The sequence below is a fragment of the Mycobacterium pseudokansasii genome, from assembly GCF_900566075.1.
In the GTDB taxonomy this organism is placed as follows: domain Bacteria; phylum Actinomycetota; class Actinomycetes; order Mycobacteriales; family Mycobacteriaceae; genus Mycobacterium; species Mycobacterium pseudokansasii.
The window spans coordinates 4,886,508-4,904,255 of the sequence record NZ_UPHU01000001.1 but is presented as its reverse complement, the minus strand read 5'-3'; the positions used below and the strand labels follow the sequence as shown (position 1 = coordinate 4,904,255).

The window sequence follows — 17,748 nt, the reverse complement described above, 5'->3', positions numbered from 1 at the left end:
GTAAGGCGGTACATCGATGTACAGCACGATGCAGGAATTCCCGTTGACCATCACGGCGATCATGCGGCACGGCTGCGGTGTCCACGGCCTACGCGAGGTCGTGACGGCCACCGGCGACGGGTATCGGCACAGCAGCTACCGCGATGTGGGGCAGCGCGCTGCCCAGCTGGCAAACGGATTGCGCCGCCTCGGGATCACCGGGGACCAGCGGGTGGCCACCTTCATGTGGAACAACGCCGAACATCTGGTGGCCTACCTCGCCGTGCCGTCGATGGGCGCGGTGCTGCACACGCTGAACATCCGGCTGTTCGCCGAGCAGATCGTCTACGTGGCCAACGAGGCCGAAGACCGGGTCATCCTGGTCGACCTCTCCCTGGCCAGGCTGCTGGCCCCGGTGCTGTCCAAACTTGACACCGTGCACACGGTGATCGCCGTCGGGGACGGCGACACCGCGCCGTTACAAGAATCCGGCAAGACCGTGCTGCGCTACGCCGAGGTGATCGACGGCGAGTCGGCCGAATTCGACTGGCCGCAGCTCGACGAGTACTCCGCGGCCGCGATGTGCTACACCAGCGGCACCACCGGCAATCCCAAAGGCGTTGTCTACAGCCATCGTTCGAGCTTTCTGCACTCCATGGCGACGTGCACCACCAACGGCATCGGGGTCGGCTCGAGCGATCGGGTGCTGCCCATCGTGCCGATGTTTCACGCCAACGCCTGGGGGCTGCCGTATGCGGCATTGATGGCCGGTGCCGACTTGGTGCTCCCCGACCGGCATCTCGACGCCCCGTCGCTCATCCACATGATCGAGAACCTGCGACCCACCTTGGCCGGCGCGGTGCCGACCATCTGGAATGACGTCATGCATCACCTGGAGAAGGACCCCGGCCACGACGTGTCCTCGCTGCGATTGGTGGCGTGCGGCGGCTCGGCGGTTCCGGAATCGCTGATGCGCACGTTTGAAGAAAAGCACGGCGTCCAGATCCGGCAGCTGTGGGGCATGACGGAGACCTCGCCGATGGCCACCATGGCGTGGCCGCCGCCGGGAACCCCGCCGGACCGGCACTGGGCCATCCGCTCGACGCAGGGCCAGCCGGTGTGCGGGGTGGAGGCCAGGATCGTCGACGACAACGGCCAGGTGCTACCCAACGACGGCAAAGCCGTCGGCGAAGTGGAAGTTCGCGGTCCGTGGATCACCGGGTCGTATTACCTGGGATATGACGAGTCGAAGTTCGACTCCGGGTGGCTGCGCACCGGCGATGTCGGCCGCATCGACGAGCAGGGCTTCATCACGCTCACCGACCGGGCCAAGGACGTCATCAAGTCCGGCGGCGAGTGGATTTCGTCGGTCGAGCTGGAGAACTGTCTGATCGCGCATCCCGAGGTGGTCGAGGCTGCGGTGGTGGGCGTGCCCGACGAACGCTGGCAGGAGCGGCCGCTGGCGGTGGTCGTCACCCGTGAAGGGGTCGAGGTGAGTGCCGGGGATCTGCGGAAGTTCTTGGCGGACAAGGTAGCTCGGTGGTGGTTGCCTGAGCGATGGGCTTTCGCCGACGAGATTCCCCGCACCAGCGTGGGCAAATACGACAAGAAGACCATCCGCTCCCGCTACGGCGACGGTGTCTATGACGTTGTGGAGGTGCATGACTGAGCGCCGCGGGGGCGCCATCCGCTGTGCGCGAGCAGTCATAGAATCGCATGGCCACGCGGCAAAACGTGCGATTGTGTGTCTGCTCGCGAGGAAGGTGAGTTCGAGGACATGAGTTTGCGGGTCGTTCAATGGGCAACCGGGTCGGTGGGGGTCGCCGCGATCAAGGGTGTGCTCGAGCATCCAGAGCTCGAATTGGCCGGCTGCTGGGTGCATTCCGAGGCCAAGAAGGGCAAAGACGTCGGTGAGATCATCGGCACCGCACCGCTGGGAGTCGTCGCCACCAACAGCGTCGATGACATCTTGGCCCTCGACGCCGACGCAGTGGTCTACGCGCCGTTGCTGCCCAGCGTCGACGAGGTCGCGGCGTTGCTGCGCTCGGGCAAGAATGTCGTCACTCCGGTCGGGTGGTTCTACCCGAGCGAGAAGGAAGCTGCGCCGCTCGAGGTGGCCGCGCAGGCCGGCAATGCGACCCTGCATGGAGCCGGTATCGGGCCCGGAGCGGCCACCGAACTGTTTCCGTTGCTGCTGTCGGTGATGTCGACCGGCGTGACTTTTGTTCGCTCCGAGGAGTTTTCGGACCTGCGAAGCTACGGTGCCCCCGATGTGCTGCGCTATGTGATGGGCTTCGGCGGCACCCCGGACAGCGCGCTGACCGGGCCGATGCAGAAACTGCTCGACGGCGGGTTCATGCAGTCGGTCCGGCTGTGCGTCGACCGTCTGGGCTTTGCCGCCGATCCCAAGATCCGCACATCGCAGGAAGTCGCCGTTGCGACCGCGCCGATAGACTCGCCGATTGGGATCATCGAACCGGGCCAGGTTGCCGGGCGCCGGTTTCACTGGGAAGCGCTCGTCGGGGACGAAGTGGTGGTCGAGATCACCGTCAACTGGCTGATGGGGTCCGAAAACCTTGATCCGCCATGGTCTTTCGGACCGGCAGGGGAGCGTTACGAGATCGAGGTGCGCGGTAATCCCGACACCTTCGTCACCGTCAAGGGGTGGCAGCCGGAGAGCGTGGCGGCCGGGCTGCGGAGCAACCCGGGCATCGTCGCCACTGCGGCGCACTGCGTCAACGCGATCCCTGCGACCTGCGCCGCCCCGGCGGGCATCCAAAGTTTCTTCGATCTGCCGTTGATCAGCGCCCGGGCCGCACCGGAGCTGTCGCGGTGACCACCGGCCGATATCGCGGTTAGAGTTGTCCGCAAATCGACCTCGAGATAAAGGGGATGGGCAACTGACACGCTCTGTCGTAGTCGAGCAATCGCGGGCAATACCGGTCACCGTCGAGGACGCCTTCAGTCGAACGCTGCCGATAGCGCTGCCGGTGATCTGTTCTCAGTGGTATGGGGTGATCCCGCCGATCAAGGAGGTCCGGGACCAAACCGGCGATTGGGATGCGGCGGGCCAAACCCGTGTCATCGCCATGGTCGGCGGCGGCCTGGTGCGCGAGACGCTGACCAACGTTGACCCGCCGCGATCGTTCAGCTACACGCTCACCGACATCAAGGGTCCGTTGGCGCCGCTGGTCAGCCTGGTGGAAGGCCAGTGGAGCTTCGCGCCGGCGGGGACGGGAACCCGGGTCGCCTGGCAGTGGACCCTGCACCCCAAATCGGGCGTGAGCGCACCGCTGCTGCCGCTGTTCGGCAGGATGTGGAAGGGCTACGCCCGCATCGTGCTGGAGAAACTCGCCGACCAACTGGTGGGCTGAACGGCGGCGCGCGGCGCTCGCGAACCCGTCGACGGCCTCAGCCCAGAGTCGGGCCGTACACCTGCCGGCCGGCGAGAAACGTCGCGCGTACCTCGAGATCGGCGATCTCCTCGGGGGCGACCGTCCGCGGGTCTTGCGACAACACGACCATGTCGGCGTACTTGCCGACCTCCAGCGAGCCGATCACGTCGTCGGCGAACAACTGCCACGCCGCGTCCAGCGTCTGCGCACGGATCGCCTGGTCGACCGTCAACCGCTCCTCGGGCGCCAGTACCCGCCCGCTGGGCGCGGTACGGGTGGCCGCGACGCTGATGTTGCGCAGCGGTTCTTCGGGGGTGACCGGCGGATCATTGTGCAGTGAGATCCGCATTCCGGCGGCGACGGCCGAACCCGCCGGCGCCCACTGCGCCCCGCGCTCGGGCCCGAAAAGGCCGTCGACCAGGATGTCGCCCCAATAGTGGATCTGGTCGACGAACAGGCTGGCGGTGACGCCCAGCGCCGCGGCGCGCCGCAGCTGGTCCGGGCGCATCAGCGGGACGTGTTCGAGCCGTAGCCGGTGATCGGTTCGCGGGTGCTTGCGTAGTGCTTCCTCGTAGACGTCGAGAATGGTGTCGATTCCGGCGTCACCCATGACGTGGCACGCCATCGGCCAGCCGTGCGGGAAGTAGGCGTCGACGATCTCGGTCAACTGTTCGCGGCTGTAGTTGGCGTGGCCGCAGGAACCCGGCGCGATGCCCATGGCGCGGCTGGCACCAGTGTCGAGATAGGGGGCCGACAAGTCGATATTGCCCAGCCACGGCGAGCCGTCGACCCAGATCTTGATGCCCACCTGGCGCACCATGTCGTCGCCGTTGGCGGGGGTCATGTCGGTGCTCAGCGCCGCGTTGGAGATCTCGTAGGTGCGCAGCCGGACGGTCAGCTCGCCCGCCTCATGAACCTTGGCAAGCACCGGGCGGAAAGTGGGCTCGAACGCCATCTCCGAGCAGGTCGTCAGGCCCACCTGATTCAGCCGGGCGCACTCGGCGCGCAGCATGCCCGGATAGTCGGCCGGGTTGATCGCTCCGGCGACCAGCGGCAGCAACGCGGCGGTTTCCTCGGCGGTGCCGTCGAGGTCGCCGTTGGCGTCGCGACCGTAGTTGGCGCCCTTAGGGTTTGGCGTATCGCGGGTGATCCCGGCCTGCCTGGCGGCAGTCGAGTTGAAGTAGGCCTTATGACAGGAGTTGTGAAAGATGACCAGCGGGGTGTCTGCGGCCAGGCCGTCGAGCCAGTGCAGGGTCGGCTCCGGGAGACCTGGTTGCAGCAGCGGATCCCAGCCGAACAGGTAGGCGCCCGTCGCACCTCGCGCGGACACCTCCTGCCGAATCGCGCCGACCACGTTGTCCGCGTTGCGGACCGTGACCGGGCGGATGTCGACCATCCGGTCCGACAGCACCATCGACTCCAGCAGCGGGTGCCCGTGCGCCTCCACCAGGCCCGGCATGACACAGCCCGATCCGGTGTCGACGACCGGCGTATCGGAGCCGACCCAGCCCTCGACGTCCGACCAGTTGCCCACCGCGACGATCCGGCCGTCTTTGACGGCAAGGGCTTCGGCGGTAGGTCGGGCGTCGTCGACGGTCAACACCACACCGCGGATCACGAGGTCAGCAGCTGCCATGGGTGGCCTCCCGCCTGATCTGCCGCCGGCAACCGGGACGCCACCGAGCGCTAGCCCGTATTTGACCACACCGGAGCACCGCAGTCATGTCTTTGCTGATGTACAGCCGGGCTGCGTTCATGGCCGGCAATGCCGGCGCCGCGAGGTTGGGTAACGTCGAGGCCATGTGCCGACTCTTTGGCCTGCATGCCGGGAATGACGTTGTCACCGCCACCTTTTGGCTGCTGGACGCCCCCGATAGCCTGGCCCGGCAAAGCCGCAGAAACCCCGACGGCACCGGAGTGGGAGTGTTCGACGAACACGGCCGGCCGCAGTTGCACAAAGAGCCGATGGCAGCCTGGCATGACACCGCATTCGCGACCGAGGCCCGCGAGCTGACCGGCACGACGTTCGTCGCTCACGTGCGTTACGCGACAACCGGGTCGCTCGACGTCCGCAACACCCACCCGTTCTTGCAGGACGGGCGAATGTTCGCACACAACGGTGTGGTCGAGGGCCTGGACGTCATCGACGGACGACTCCGCGAACTCGGCGCAGCGGATCTGGTGTTGGGCCAGACCGATTCCGAGCGGGTGTTCGCGTTGATCACCGCCACGATCCGCGCTCACGGCGGCGACCCGTCAGCCGGCCTGGTCGACGCCCTGCGATGGTTGGCCGCGAACGTGCCGATTTACGCCGTCAACGTGCTGCTCAGCACCGCCACCGACATGTGGGCGCTGCGTTATCCGGACTCTCATGAGCTCTATGTGCTGGACCGGCGCGACCTGTCGGCATGCGGTCCGGAATTTCACCTGCGCAGCAACCGAATTCGCGCGTGGTCGTCGCACCTGTGCACCCGGCCGTCGGTGGTGTTCGCCACCGAGCCGATGGACGAGGACCCGCGTTGGTCGTTGCTCGAACCGGGCGAGCTGGTCCATGTCGACGCCGGGCTGCACATGACCGGCGGTGTGGTGCTGGCAGATCCGCCCGGTCACCTGCTGCGGCGGGCGGATCTGGGTTCGTCGGTGATGGCAGAGTAGATCGACGTGGCAAGCAGGCGGGCGCTCGTGCTGGCCGGCGGCGGCCTGGCCGGAATCGCTTGGCAGACAGGTGTTCTCCGCGGCGTGGCCGAGCAGTCGCCGGCGGCGGCCCGGCTGTTGCTGGATTCGGACCTGCTGGTGGGGACATCGGCCGGATCGGCGGTGGCGGCGCAGATCAGCGGCGGTCGGCTCCTGGAAGACTTGTTCGATCTGCAGCTCGCCGAGACATCGGCTGAGATCGACCCCGGCGTCGACATCGATGCCATCACCGAGCTGTTCCTGCAGGCCCTGCGAGAGCCGGGGGAGCGCGGGCCAGTGCAGCGGATCGGGGCCGTGGCGCTGGCGACGCACACCGTTGCCGAGCCGGTTCGCCGGGCGGTGATCGCCGAGCGGCTGCCGGTGCACGAGTGGCCGGACCGAGATCTGCGGATCACCGCGATCGACATCGCCACAGGCGAATTGGTGGTCTTCGACCGCCACTCGGGTGTGGACCTCGTCGATGCGGTGGCCGCCAGCTGTGCGGTGCCGGGAGCCTGGCCACCGGTGACGATCGGGGGCCGCCGGTACATGGACGGCGGCGTGGCCAGCTCGGTCAACCTCGGCGTTGCCGACGACTGTGCGGTGGCGGTGGTCTTGGTGCCGTCCGGCAAGGACACACCGTCCCCGTTCGGCCCGGGACCGGCCAACGAGATCGCGGCATTCCCGGGCAGCACATTCGCCGTGTTCGCCGACGACGAGTCGCTGACGGCGTTCGGTCCCAACCCGCTGGATCCGCGCTGCCGGGCTGCTTCAGCCATTGCGGGGCGAGAACAGGGCCGTCGGGAAGCGGCGGCCGTCGCCGGCTTCCTGGGCGTCTGATTCAGCCTTCTATTGCGGGAGGGGCCAGCTGCTCGTCGTCGGCTTCGAGGGCATCCAGGGCACGCGCGGCCAGGGCCCGACCGGTGGCGATCACTTCGACGGCCCGGTGGAATTCCAGACTTCGGCAGGTCGCACGGGGCACCTCGATCAGCAGGTCGGCGGGATAGGCCGCCAGAGTGTGGCGGGCCAGCGCGGACTGGGCGATGTCGATGGTTCGATTCATCACCTCGAAGCTGCCCATCCTGGGGAGTTCGGGTGCCTGATCGTCGGCATTGTCGGCATTGTCGGCATTGTCGGCATATTCGGCATTGTCGCGGTCGGCCGCGCGCTGTTCCAACTCCGCATCATCGGAAAAGGAATCCGATTCCTGGGAACCCGCCCCGAACCGGCTCAGGACCGCCCGCGCCGTCGGCCGATCAAGCAAGGCCCGCGCGGCGGTGGCGTCGAAGATCGCCGAGGTGCTGCGGACCACGCGGTTCAACCATTCGGCGGTGACCCCGGGTTCGGAGCCGCGCGGTAGTCCGGCTTCGCTGCCGTTGAGGCTGACCGCGATGGTCAGATCGGCATTGACCGCGGCGATCGGCGCAATCGGCAGCGGATCCAGGATGCCGCCGTCGGCGAGCAGGCGTCCGTCGAGTTCGTGCGGGGCGATGACCCCTGGTATCGCGATCGACGCTCGGATGGCCTCGTCGAGAGGCCCGCGCTGAAACCATACCGACTTGCCCGCCAACAGGTCCGTCGCTACCGCCGTATAGGGGATCGGCAGTTGTTCGATGGTGACAGGACCGAGGATGTCGCGGACTGCATCCAGGATCTTCTCGGCCCGCAGCACCCCGGCCGCGGAAATGGACGGGTCCAGCAGTCGCAAAATGGTGCGTTGCGTCAGCGACTTCGCCCAGTCGGTGAACTCCTCCAGCCGCCCGGCCGCGTGCAGACCGCCGACCAGTGCCCCCATCGAGGACCCGGCGATCCCGACGATGTCGTAGCCCCGCTCTCGCAGCGTCTGGATCACCCCAATGTGGGCGTAACCACGGGCACCGCCGCTGCCGAGCGCCAACGCGACCCGACGCGGAGATGATCCGCGCACTCGCACGGCTGCTGGCCCGGTCATCCCTTCATTCTGCGTGGCCGTCATGGTTCCCGGGCAACCGGTCGGCAGTTTCTTGCAGCCGTGATCGCAATTGCGCGATCGGCTGGAACCGCCCGGCCGATGACTATCCGCATTCGTTGTTGGCGGCCGCGACCGCCGCCACGATCACCGCCGCCTGACGCGCCGGGCTCAGTTCCGCCCAGCGGGTATTCCAGCTGCCGGCAACACCGGATCGCGAGGCCTGCACCATCGCAAGATATGGCTCGATCAATGCCTCGCCGGTGACGGGCTGGGTCTGCATCCACACCTTGGCGGCATGGCAGGCCTGGAAGTATTCCTCCTCGGTCGACTCGGCGGGCACGTCGACCCGGGTCGTCACGCCGGTGGGTGAGACCCCGACAACACCCGACGGCAGCGAACTCGGCGCGGTTGGTGGCAGCGCCGACGACTTGGCCAGAGATGACGAAGAAGACGCCGCCCTACCGCCGGCGCCGGTTTGCGAGCAGCCGGTGACGACCGACGCGCTCGCCGCGACAACCAGCGGCCCCCACAGCAAGGCGAGCGCCAGGCTCCGAGGTTGCGATCCGCGCATGGTGCCAATTTATGCAACACTGGCTGCCGTGATGAAGTGCGTCGGACTTTTCGAGTGTTGTCGGCCCTGACCTGCCGCCGATAACCCGATCCGCTTTCGCACCCTGGAGTCCCTTGCATGGCTATGCCTCTTCTCACCTCACCTGCCGTTGCATCCCCGTTCGCCGGGCCCACGCGGCTGCGGGTGCCCGACCTGTTGCACGCCACCGACCACGTCGCCGACGACGTGCTCAGCGGGCGCTACGACCACCTTCTGCCCCCGGGCGGCCTGCCCGAGACGGAACGCTGGTTTGCCCGCGTTCACGGAGACGACGACCTGGATATCTGGCTGATCAGCTGGGTCTTCGGGCACGCCACCGAATTGCACGACCATGGCGGTTCGATCGGGGCGCTGACGGTGCTGTCCGGGTCGCTCAACGAATACCGGTGGGACGGCCGGCGGTTGCGACGCCGCCGGCTTGATGCGGGCGATCAGGCCGGGTTCCCGCTGGGCTGGGTGCACGACGTGGTGTGGGCGCCGCGCAAGGCCCCGGTCGTCGAGCCACTTTCGAGTCCCATACTGCCGACGCTGAGCGTGCACGCGTATTCGCCGCCGCTGACGGCGATGTCGTATTACGAAGTCACCGAACGCAATACGCTGCGCCGCCGGCGCACCGAGTTGACCGACCAACCCGAAAAGTCGTGATGAGCCGCATCGATCGAATCTTGGACGCCGCCCGCAGCCGGTATCGCCGCCTGCCGGCCGACGAGGTTCCCGAAGCGTTGCGACGCGGCGCGGTGCTCGTCGACATCCGGCCGCAGGCCCAGCGCGCCCGCGAGGGCGAGGTGCCCGGCGCGTTGGTGATCGAACGCAACGTCCTGGAATGGCGGTGTGACCCGACCAGCGACGCCCGCCTGCCGCAGGCCGTCGACGACGACGTCGAATGGGTGATCCTGTGCTCGGAGGGCTACACCTCCAGCCTGGCGGCGGCGGTGCTGCTGGACCTCGGGCTGCACCGCGCCACCGACGTCATCGGCGGCTACCACGCGCTGCAGGCCGCCGTCCTGCTGGCCGAGCTCGAGCCGCTGGGCAGGTGTTAGCCCGACGAGCCGAGCGGCTTGGCGTCGGAGTGCAATATCGGCCGCAGTCGCTCGGTCATCTGCTGGGTCCAGCCGGGCGGTGACAGTATCGCGGCCCAGGCGTCGGCCGCATCGGCGACGTAGTGGTGCCCGTGCCCGGGCGGCACCTCCACTGCCACCGCCATGTCGGCCGTGACCTGCAGGAACGTCACCACCGGGATCCAGCGGGTCTGCGGCAGCACGTCGTAACCGCGCGGCTCGTGCAGCCAGTCGGGTTTCTTGAACAACAGGTCGGGCGTCCACCACGCGATCGGATCCGAGGCGTGCTGCAGATAGACCACGCGCGGGCGTGCCCAGGGCTCGTCCGGGCGTTGCAGATCACTCGGGCGCGCGACGAACCGCACGTTGGCGCCGCGGTGATAAATCGGCAGCCACTCCGGTGAACCGGGATCGCGAGTCCTGGTCAGATCGTTCCAAATGGAGTTGTTGAAGGTCGGGCCGCTGAACAAGGCACCGTCAGTGCGGGCAAGGACGTTGTTGAGACTCATGAACGGCGCCTCGCCGCCGAAGGATCCGAGGCTCTCTCCGAACACCACCAACTTGGGGCGCTTGAATTCCGGCATCTGCCGGATCAACTTGTCGACCGCCTCGAACAGCGCCTGCCCGGCATGGCGGGCATTCTCCTTGTCCACCAGGAACGACAGCCAGCTCGGCAGGTACGAGTACTGCGTGCTGACGATCGCGGTGTTGCCGTTGTAGAGGTACTCCAGCGCGTCTGCTTCGGCCTCGTTGATCCAGCCGGTGCCGGTGGTGGTGGCGACGGCGACGACAGCGCGTTGCAGACCGCCGGTGCGCTGCAATTCGCGCGCCGCCAACTCGGCCGTTTCCGTGATTCCGTTCGCCGAGTCCAAGCCGGCATAGGCCCGGATCGGCTCGGTCGCCGGGGTTCCGTTGAACTTGGTCAGTTCGGCGACGGTGGGACCGGCCTCGACGAAGATGCGGCCCTGGCGACCCAGCGAGTCCCACGACACCAGCGACTGCGGGCCGCCCGATCGCAGCGACGTCTTCGGCGGCGCCGTGTTGGGGTTCATCTCCTGGTTGACGGAGGCAAAGGTGCTGTTCATGGAGTGCATCGCGAACTTGAGCACGACACCGTTGAGCAGCGTGATCGTCAGCGCCACCAGCAGGACCACCACGATGGTCGCCGACACCCGGAACGGAGCGATCCGGTCGACTTGCCCCACCAGGAAACCGACCAGCCGCCGAATGAACTGGCCGATCTCGACAAGGGTGAACAACGCGATCAGCGATACGACCGCGGCCAATGGGTAGTCGTACCACTTCAGGTGTTCGACACCCATCAGGTCGCGCACGTCGTCCTGCCACACGTGGAACCAGATCGCCATCAGGACCATGCCCACCGCGCCGACGGCGATCAGCGGCAGCCACACCCACCGGGGCGGTGGCGGGCTGGAATTCTGCGAGCGCATGTACCGGACCAGCCAGACCATGAAGACGCCCAAGCCATATCCGATGGCGCCGGAGATGCCGCTGACCAGACCCTGGTAGAGGGGACCTCGCGGCAGCAGTGACGGAGTCATGGAGAACCACAGGAAAATCAGCCCGAGCGTGGTGCCGGTGAAAGTGTAGTGGCGAATCCACCATGCCTTACGAACTCTTTGTGGCGCAGGGGTTTTCGCGATCGGAGCGGCCGATGTATCGGTCGCCGCAACTGTCGGCTGGGCGCCGGTGTCGGTGCTTGTGGCAGAACGCGATTCGCTCATCGGTGGGTGAAGTTGGGCGCGCGCTTCTCGATGAAGGCCGCCATTCCTTCCGACTGATCGTCGGTGGCAAACGTGGAATGGAAGAGCCGGCGTTCGTAGAGCAGTCCCTCGGCCAGAGTCGATTCGAAGGCGCGGTTGACGGCCTCTTTGGCCATCCGGGTGGCTGACCGTGACAGCTGCGAGATGGTGGTGGCGACGGCCTTGGCCTCGGTCAGCAGGTCGTCGGCCGGCACGACCCGCGAAACCAGGCCACTGCGCTCGGCCTCGGCGGCGTCGATGGTGCGTCCGGTCAGGATGAGATCCATGGCCTTGGCTTTACCGATGGCCCGGGTCAACCGCTGCGAGCCACCCATACCCGGCAGGACGCCGAGCTTGATCTCCGGTTGGCCGAACTCGGCGGTATCGGCGGCGATCAGCAGGTCGCACATCATGGCCAGCTCGCAGCCGCCGCCCAGGGCGTATCCGGCCACCGCGGCGATCGTCGGGGTACGCACGGCGGCGAGTTTGCCCCAGGCGGCGAAGAAATCGGCGTCGAATGCGTCGGCGAACGTCAACCCGGCCATTTCCTTGATGTCGGCGCCCGCGGCGAACGCCTTGGCGGAGCCGGTGATGACGATCGCCCCGATGCCGGGATCGTTGTCCAATTCCATTGCTGCGCTGGTGACTTCGTTCATCACCTGGCTGTTGAGCGCATTCAGCGCCTGCGGGCGGTTCAGCGTGATGGTGCCGACCCGCTCGTCGCGCTCGACCAGGATCGTTTGGTATCCCATGGATTGCCTTTCTAGAAGCTCAAGTCGTCATCGACCGGCTCGAAATACGCTGCAACGTCGGCCCTTGTGATCTCGGCCAGTGTCGACGGCGACCATTTCGGTCTGCGGTCCTTGTCGACCAGTTGCGCGCGGATGCCCTCCACCAGATCGTGGGAGCGCAGCGACGCCGACGACACCCGATAGTCCTGGACCAGAACGTCTTCCAGCGATTCCATGGCGGCCGCCCGGCGTACTGCCTCCAGCGTCACCGACAGCGCGATGGGGGAGCGGGTGGCGATCAGCTCGGCGGCGTCCTTAGCCGGTTGTGCGCCATGATCGCGCAGCTTGGCAACGATCTCGGCGACGGTGTCGCCGGTATAGCACTCGTCGATCCAATCACGTTGTGCGGCAAGTTCACTGGATGGAGGTTCGACGACGTAGTGGGCAAGTGCGCTGGCAACGCCGTCGTTGGCGATCGCTGCACGGAACGCGTCGAGGTGGGCGTGCGGCACGTAGTGGTCGGCGAAGCCCATCGCGATGGCGTCGGCTCCGGAAAACGGCGCTCCGGTCAGTGCGGCGTGCAAACCCAGCGCGCCCGGTGCCCGGGACAGCAGATACGCCCCGCCCACGTCGGGAATGAACCCGATGCCGACCTCGGGCATCGCGACCTTGGAAGTGTCGGTGACCACCCTGGTGTCGCCGTGGGCGCTGACGCCCACGCCGCCCCCCATCACGATGCCGTCCATCAGTGCGACGTACGGCTTGGAGAACCGGCCGATCTGGCCATTCATCAAATACTCGGCGCGCCAGAACCGCCGCGCCTCGACCCCGTCCTTGCGGGCGCTGTGGTAAACCGCGACGACGTCGCCGCCCGCGCACAATCCGCGTTCGCCGGCCCCCGAAACCACCACGGCACGGACTTCGTCGTCGCGTTCCCAACGAATGAGCACGGTGCTCAGCAGGTCCACCATCGTCTGGTTCAGCGAATTGATCGCGTTCGGGCGGTTGAGCGTAATCAAGCCGATGCCACCGTCGACGCGGGTCAGAACTTCGTCGGATTCGCCCGTCACGGCCTCAGTCACGCTCTGGTCTCCAATCGCGGGTGTCCGTCCCAAGTCTGCCCATGAGTTTGACGAGCAATCTAGATCGTGACTCGCCCCGGGGTGCCCGCGGGGCTAAGGTTTATCGTGAGCCGGACGACAAAACAGCAGCTCCGCTGGGAACCCGGCCGGGCCACTGATCGTTGAGCAGGTGTTCGCACAACTCGAAGCTGTAGTCCGAAGCTTCCGAAGCTGTAGTCATATGTGGAGCCACAAGAGAGGATCCGACGGTGCGGGAGACAAGTAACCCGGTATTTCGTTCGCTGCCGAAGCAGAGGGGCGGATACGCACAATTCGGTCCGGGCCTGGCCCAGCCGGGATACGCGGACCCTTATCCTGCTCCCTATCAGGAAACGCGGGCTGCGCGCCCGCTGACCATCGACGACGTCGTCACCAAGACCGGCCTGACCTTGGCGACGCTGACGGCCAGCGCCGTCGTCTCCTACTTCCTGGTCGCCCAGAACCTCAACCTCGCGATGCCGCTGACCCTGATCGGCGCGCTCGGCGGGTTGGCGCTGGTGCTGGTGGCCACCTTTGGTCGCAAGCAGGACAACCCGGCGATCGTGCTCACCTACGCCGGACTCGAAGGCCTGTTCCTGGGCGCCTTCTCGTTCGTAATGGCCAACTTCTCGGTGGGCTCGGCCAATGCCGGAATGCTCATCGGAGAAGCCGTCCTGGGCACTCTTGGCGTGTTCTTCGGCATGCTCATCGTGTACAAGACCGGGGCCATTCGGGTGACGCCCAAGTTCACCCGGATGGTGGTCGCTGCACTCTTCGGCGTGCTGTTCCTGATGCTCGGCAACTTCGTGTTGGCGATGTTCCATGTTGGCGGCGGCGAGGGGTTGGGCCTGCGCAGCCCCGGTCCGCTGGGCATCATTTTCTCCCTGGTCTGCATCGGTATCGCGGCGTTCAGCTTCCTGATCGACTTCGACGCGGCTGACCAGATGATCCGTGCGGGAGCGCCGGATAAGGCGGCATGGGGTATTGCTCTCGGCCTGACTGTGACGCTGGTCTGGCTGTACATAGAGATCCTGCGCCTGCTCAGTTATCTGCAGAACGACTAGGTCGGGCGACAAAAAGCCGGCACCTACGTGCCGGCTTTTTGTCGCGCTGTTGGTGGTGGCTTTGAGTGTGCATCGGTGGTGGCGAGTGTGCATCGGTGGTGGCGAGTGTGTGGTGGTGGCGGCGCCAGGCGCGGCGTCGCCACACTGGGCTCACGGTGAACGCCCACAATGCACAGTCAACCGGCCGTAACGACTATCGGCCGCGAGCAGCAGACGTAAAGGGGCCCGATTTCGCTCGAAATCGGGCCCCTTTACGTCTGCTCGCCACCGGCTAACTGAGCCGCTCGATCACCATCGCCATACCCTGGCCGCCACCCACGCACATCGTCTCCAGACCGAATGTCTTGTCGTGGGTCTGCAGGTTATTCAGCAGCGTGGTGGCGATGCGTGCGCCGGTCATGCCGAACGGGTGTCCCAGGGCGATCGCTCCGCCCGAGACGTTCAGCTTGTCCTCGTCGATGCCCAGCTCGCGGGCCGATCCCAGCACCTGCACAGCGAAGGCTTCGTTGATCTCGACCAGGTCGATGTCGTTGATCGACATGCCGGCTCGTTCGAGTGCCTTCTTGCAGGCCTCGATCGGGCCGAGGCCCATGATCTCCGGGGACAAGCCGCTGACGCCCGTGGACACGATGCGTGCCAACGGTGTCAGGCCGAGTTCCTTGGCCTTGGTGTCGCTGGTGATCACCAGCGCGGCGGCGCCGTCGTTGAGTGGGCAGGCGTTCCCGGCGGTAACGGTGCCGTTGGGCCGGAACACCGGCTTAAGTTCGCTCACCTTCTCGTAGGTGGTACCCGCGCGCGGGCCGTCGTCAGCGCTGACCGTGGTGCCGTCCGGAAGCGTGACCGGAGTGATCTCGCGCTGGAAGAAGCCGCTCTTGATCGCCTCCTCGGCGCGGTTCTGGCTGCGCACACCCCAGTGGTCCTGGTCTTGGCGGGAAATTCCGGTGAGGATTGCGACGTTTTCCGCGGTCTGGCCCATCGCGATGTAGACATCGGGCAGCTTGCCGTCGGCGCGGGGGTCGTGCCAGTCGTCGGCTCCCGCGGCGGCGGCAGCTGAGCGTTCCTGCGCCTCGTCGAACAGTGGGTTCTTGGTGTCCGGCCAGGAGTCGGAATTGCCCTTGCCGAACCGGGACACTGTCTCCACCCCCGCGGAGATGAATGCGTCGCCCTCGCCGGCCTTGATCGCGTGGAACGCCATCCGGGTGGTCTGCAACGACGACGAGCAGTACCGGTTGACCGTGGTGCCCGGCAAGAAGTCATAGCCGAGCGCGACAGCGACCACGCGCGCGATGTTGAAGCCCGACTCACCGCCTGGCAGACCACAGCCCATGATCAGATCGTCGATCTGGTGTGGGTTCAGCGCGGGCACCTTGTCCAGTGCGGCACGCACCATCTGCACGGCCAGGTCGTCGGGCCGCATGCTGACCAGTGAGCCTTTCATGGCGCGGCCGATGGGTGAGCGGGCCGCTGAGACGATGACGGCTTCGGGCATGACGGACTCCCTCCATTGGGCTGTGCGAAGCCGAATTTAGCCTGGCGACGATGCGGCCCGCGAAGCGGGGCGAGAAGGAGCCGGGCAATTGGGCTGGGCCTGGCGACGATGCGGCCCGCGAAGCGGGGCGAGAAGGAGCCGGGCAATTGGGCTGGGCCTGGCGACGATGCGGCCCGCGAAGCGGGGCGAGAAGGAGCCGGGCAATTGGGCTGGGCCTGGCGACGATGCGGCCCGCGAAGCGGGGCGAGAAGGAGCCGGGCAATTGGGCTGGGCCTGGCGACGATGCGGCCCGCGAAGCGGGGCGAGAAGGAGCCGGGCAATTGGGCTGGGCCTGGCGACGATGCGGCCCGCGAAGCGGGGCGAGAAGGAGCCGGGCAATTGGGCTGGGCCTGGCGACGATGCGGCCCGCGAAGCGGGGCGAGAAGGAGCCGGGCAATTGGGCTGGGCCTGGCGACGATGCGGCCCGTGGAATCGAGGTGTGCAATGGCGGCATCGACTGTGCGGACACGGCGGGCCAGAGGCGCCCAGGCCGCCGCATGTGCACACTCGGCGCCACAGACGCACACTCGGCGCCACAGACGCACGTTCGAAGCCACAGACGCACACTCGGCGCCGTAGACGCACGCTCGAAGCCGTAGACGCACGTTCGAAGCCACAGACGCACGCTGCGAAGCCGCAAGAGCACGCTCGGCGCCGCGAAAAGCACGCTCGACGCCGCGGACGCACAGTCGGATGGCAAACCGAACCCGGCTGAGGTCACCCCCCGGCCGGCGCGGCGACAGCTGCGGGCACGGCCGGTAGCGGACGCCGCCACAGTCGGGACACGATGTTGCCTCGGGCGGGCTCGCAACGGCGTGCCGGCGCAGTGGCTCGAGATGGCAGCTCAAGCCCTGGACGAGAGACCTTCTCGCGCGGCACATCGCGAAGCGCATCGCGCAGGGCCAGCAACAGCTGGTCGGCTGCCAGCGCGTAGGCGGTCGCCGACGGGTGGTACCGGTCGGCGGAGAACATGCCTTCGGGCGCGGCCCGGAATTGGGGCGCCAGCAGGTGCGCCAGTGGCACCGGCACCCCGCCGGCCGCTTTGACGGCAATGGTCTGGGCGCGGGCCAGCCGCGCGGCACGCGTGTGCGCCAGGGAACGCAGCGGCTGGGGGATGGCCGTGATAACGCCGAAGTCAGGACAGGTGCCGACGACCACGGCCGCGCCGCGGGCACGCAATCTGCGCACCGATGAGGCCAGCCGCTCGGCAGACTCGCCGATGCGGTTGAGGGACGTGACGTCGTTGGCGCCGATGATGATCACCGCCGCGTCCGGCGGCGGTCCGGCCACGAACATCGCATCGACTTGACCGCTGACACCTTTCGAGGTGGCGCCGACGATGGCTTTGGTGCTCAACCGGACCCGCTTGCCGGTCTGCTCGGCGAGTTTGCGAGCAATCAGCACGCCTGGGAGTTCCTCTGCGCGGCTACATCCATACCCGCATGCCGTCGAGTCGCCGAACATCATCAGGTGCAGGTCGAATAGTGTTCCGCGGCGCCACCGTTGCACCGGCCCGGCGCCGCGGGTGTACACCCCGTCGGCACGAGGCGGCATGTCGCAGGCTCGGGGTATGACCGTGCGCACGTGTGTCGCCTGGCCGACCAGCAAGTTGCGTGCACCCAGATAGGCGGTGCCCGTCGAGGCAAGTGCACCTGCTGTGGCCAAAGCAATAGTCGAACGTCGCGGCACGCTTATGCCCACGAGACCAGTTTAGGTCGGCTTCGCTGTTTGCGCGGGTAGCTGACAAAACGGGTGAATCACGGTGTGGATCAATTGTGATATCGAATCAGACTCTACAAACCGTGCCGCGGGAATAGGCTGTCAAGCTAAGTCGGACGAGTTGGCTGACCGCTCCGGGGGAGCACGTGAACCGAACGGTCAATCTATTCGTTACAT

The 17,748-nt window shown here is 66.9% G+C and carries 16 protein-coding genes; 8 read left to right on the top strand and 8 right to left on the bottom strand.

Annotated features, from left to right (window positions below; translation table 11 throughout):
- Positions 1-16 precede the first annotated feature (16 nt).
- The 3 genes from EET10_RS21980 to EET10_RS21970 all read left to right on the top strand — a co-directional run bounded on the left by EET10_RS21980 (position 17) and on the right by EET10_RS21970 (position 3,353).
- Positions 17-1,648, top strand: coding sequence for a long-chain fatty acid--CoA ligase (locus EET10_RS21980; RefSeq protein ID WP_099187647.1), 1,632 nt, complete (start codon positions 17-19; stop codon positions 1,646-1,648).
- A gap of 108 nt (positions 1,649-1,756) precedes the next feature.
- Positions 1,757-2,815 (top strand): NAD(P)H-dependent amine dehydrogenase family protein, encoded by a 1,059-nt coding sequence (locus tag EET10_RS21975; protein WP_122502842.1) that lies wholly within the window; start codon positions 1,757-1,759, stop codon positions 2,813-2,815.
- A 64-nt stretch (positions 2,816-2,879) separates the two neighbouring features.
- Positions 2,880-3,353: an SRPBCC family protein gene (locus tag EET10_RS21970; RefSeq protein ID WP_036402207.1), complete on the top strand. Its 474-nt coding sequence runs from the start codon at positions 2,880-2,882 to the stop codon at positions 3,351-3,353.
- A 37-nt stretch (positions 3,354-3,390) separates the two neighbouring features.
- Here the strand turns inward: EET10_RS21970 and EET10_RS21965 are convergent, their stop codons facing one another.
- Positions 3,391-5,010, bottom strand: coding sequence for an amidohydrolase (locus tag EET10_RS21965; protein WP_036401791.1), 1,620 nt, complete (start codon positions 5,008-5,010; stop codon positions 3,391-3,393).
- Positions 5,011-5,174: 164 nt separating this feature from the next.
- Here EET10_RS21965 and EET10_RS21960 point away from each other — a divergent pair, with 164 nt between their 5' ends.
- Together EET10_RS21960 and EET10_RS21955 are read left to right on the top strand one after the other, a co-directional pair.
- Positions 5,175-6,029: a class II glutamine amidotransferase gene (locus EET10_RS21960; RefSeq protein WP_122502841.1), complete on the top strand. Its 855-nt coding sequence runs from the start codon at positions 5,175-5,177 to the stop codon at positions 6,027-6,029.
- Positions 6,030-6,035: 6 nt separating this feature from the next.
- Positions 6,036-6,887, top strand: a complete 852-nt coding sequence (locus tag EET10_RS21955; protein ID WP_122447256.1) for a patatin-like phospholipase family protein — start codon at positions 6,036-6,038, stop codon at positions 6,885-6,887.
- 1 nt (position 6,888) lies between these two features.
- Here the strand turns inward: EET10_RS21955 and EET10_RS21950 are convergent, their stop codons facing one another.
- Positions 6,889-7,998, bottom strand: a complete 1,110-nt coding sequence (locus EET10_RS21950) for a patatin family protein (protein WP_122502840.1) — start codon at positions 7,996-7,998, stop codon at positions 6,889-6,891.
- Between the two features lie 103 nt (positions 7,999-8,101).
- The gene (locus tag EET10_RS21945; RefSeq protein ID WP_051490423.1) at positions 8,102-8,569 is read right to left on the bottom strand and encodes a lipoprotein LpqV; all 468 of its coding nucleotides are present in this window, start codon (positions 8,567-8,569) and stop codon (positions 8,102-8,104) included.
- Between the two features lie 117 nt (positions 8,570-8,686).
- Here EET10_RS21945 and EET10_RS21940 point away from each other — a divergent pair, with 117 nt between their 5' ends.
- Together EET10_RS21940 and EET10_RS21935 are read left to right on the top strand one after the other, a co-directional pair.
- Positions 8,687-9,253, top strand: coding sequence for a cupin domain-containing protein (locus EET10_RS21940; RefSeq protein WP_081260725.1), 567 nt, complete (start codon positions 8,687-8,689; stop codon positions 9,251-9,253).
- Complete coding sequence (locus EET10_RS21935) at positions 9,253-9,648, top strand: rhodanese-like domain-containing protein (RefSeq protein ID WP_036401783.1); 396 nt, start codon at positions 9,253-9,255, stop codon at positions 9,646-9,648. The genes EET10_RS21940 and EET10_RS21935 overlap by 1 nt, the downstream gene beginning before the upstream one ends.
- On the opposite strand, the gene EET10_RS21930 is transcribed toward EET10_RS21935, so the two are convergent.
- From EET10_RS21930 to EET10_RS21920, 3 genes are read right to left on the bottom strand one after another with little or no spacing between them, the layout of a single operon-like run.
- Positions 9,645-11,411 carry an alpha/beta hydrolase gene (locus EET10_RS21930; protein WP_036401781.1) on the bottom strand — a complete coding sequence of 589 codons (1,767 nt, stop codon included), beginning with the start codon at positions 11,409-11,411 and terminating at the stop codon, positions 9,645-9,647. The two genes, EET10_RS21935 and EET10_RS21930, sit on opposite strands and share 4 nt — an antisense overlap.
- Positions 11,408-12,181, bottom strand: a complete 774-nt coding sequence (locus tag EET10_RS21925; protein WP_036401779.1) for an enoyl-CoA hydratase — start codon at positions 12,179-12,181, stop codon at positions 11,408-11,410. Before EET10_RS21925 ends, EET10_RS21930 begins: the two co-directional genes overlap by 4 nt.
- 11 nt (positions 12,182-12,192) lie before the next feature.
- Positions 12,193-13,230, bottom strand: a complete 1,038-nt coding sequence (locus EET10_RS21920; RefSeq protein ID WP_063468000.1) for an enoyl-CoA hydratase/isomerase family protein — start codon at positions 13,228-13,230, stop codon at positions 12,193-12,195.
- Positions 13,231-13,490: 260 nt separating this feature from the next.
- Between EET10_RS21920 and EET10_RS21915 the strand changes: the two genes are divergently transcribed.
- Entirely contained in the window at positions 13,491-14,324 is an 834-nt protein-coding gene (locus tag EET10_RS21915) for a Bax inhibitor-1/YccA family protein (protein WP_036401776.1), read from the top strand.
- 271 nt (positions 14,325-14,595) lie between these two features.
- Here EET10_RS21915 and EET10_RS21910 read toward each other — a convergent pair whose 3' ends face one another.
- Complete coding sequence (locus EET10_RS21910) at positions 14,596-15,813, bottom strand: acetyl-CoA C-acetyltransferase (RefSeq protein WP_036401774.1); 1,218 nt, start codon at positions 15,811-15,813, stop codon at positions 14,596-14,598.
- 756 nt (positions 15,814-16,569) lie between these two features.
- Positions 16,570-17,541 carry an SGNH/GDSL hydrolase family protein gene (locus EET10_RS21905; RefSeq protein ID WP_099187645.1) on the bottom strand — a complete coding sequence of 324 codons (972 nt, stop codon included), beginning with the start codon at positions 17,539-17,541 and terminating at the stop codon, positions 16,570-16,572.
- Positions 17,542-17,748: the final 207 nt, after the last annotated feature.

Coding starts and splice junctions, on each gene's coding strand:
- EET10_RS21980 (WP_099187647.1), top strand. CDS start 17: ATGTACAGCACGATGCAGGAATTCCCGTTGACCATCACGGCGATCATG.
- EET10_RS21975 (WP_122502842.1), top strand. CDS start 1,757: ATGAGTTTGCGGGTCGTTCAATGGGCAACCGGGTCGGTGGGGGTCGCC.
- EET10_RS21965 (WP_036401791.1), bottom strand. CDS start 5,010: ATGGCAGCTGCTGACCTCGTGATCCGCGGTGTGGTGTTGACCGTCGAC.
- EET10_RS21960 (WP_122502841.1), top strand. CDS start 5,175: ATGTGCCGACTCTTTGGCCTGCATGCCGGGAATGACGTTGTCACCGCC.
- EET10_RS21950 (WP_122502840.1), bottom strand. CDS start 7,998: ATGACCGGGCCAGCAGCCGTGCGAGTGCGCGGATCATCTCCGCGTCGG.
- EET10_RS21945 (WP_051490423.1), bottom strand. CDS start 8,569: ATGCGCGGATCGCAACCTCGGAGCCTGGCGCTCGCCTTGCTGTGGGGG.
- EET10_RS21940 (WP_081260725.1), top strand. CDS start 8,687: ATGGCTATGCCTCTTCTCACCTCACCTGCCGTTGCATCCCCGTTCGCC.
- EET10_RS21935 (WP_036401783.1), top strand. CDS start 9,253: ATGAGCCGCATCGATCGAATCTTGGACGCCGCCCGCAGCCGGTATCGC.
- EET10_RS21930 (WP_036401781.1), bottom strand. CDS start 11,411: ATGAGCGAATCGCGTTCTGCCACAAGCACCGACACCGGCGCCCAGCCG.
- EET10_RS21925 (WP_036401779.1), bottom strand. CDS start 12,181: ATGGGATACCAAACGATCCTGGTCGAGCGCGACGAGCGGGTCGGCACC.
- EET10_RS21910 (WP_036401774.1), bottom strand. CDS start 15,813: ATGCCCGAAGCCGTCATCGTCTCAGCGGCCCGCTCACCCATCGGCCGC.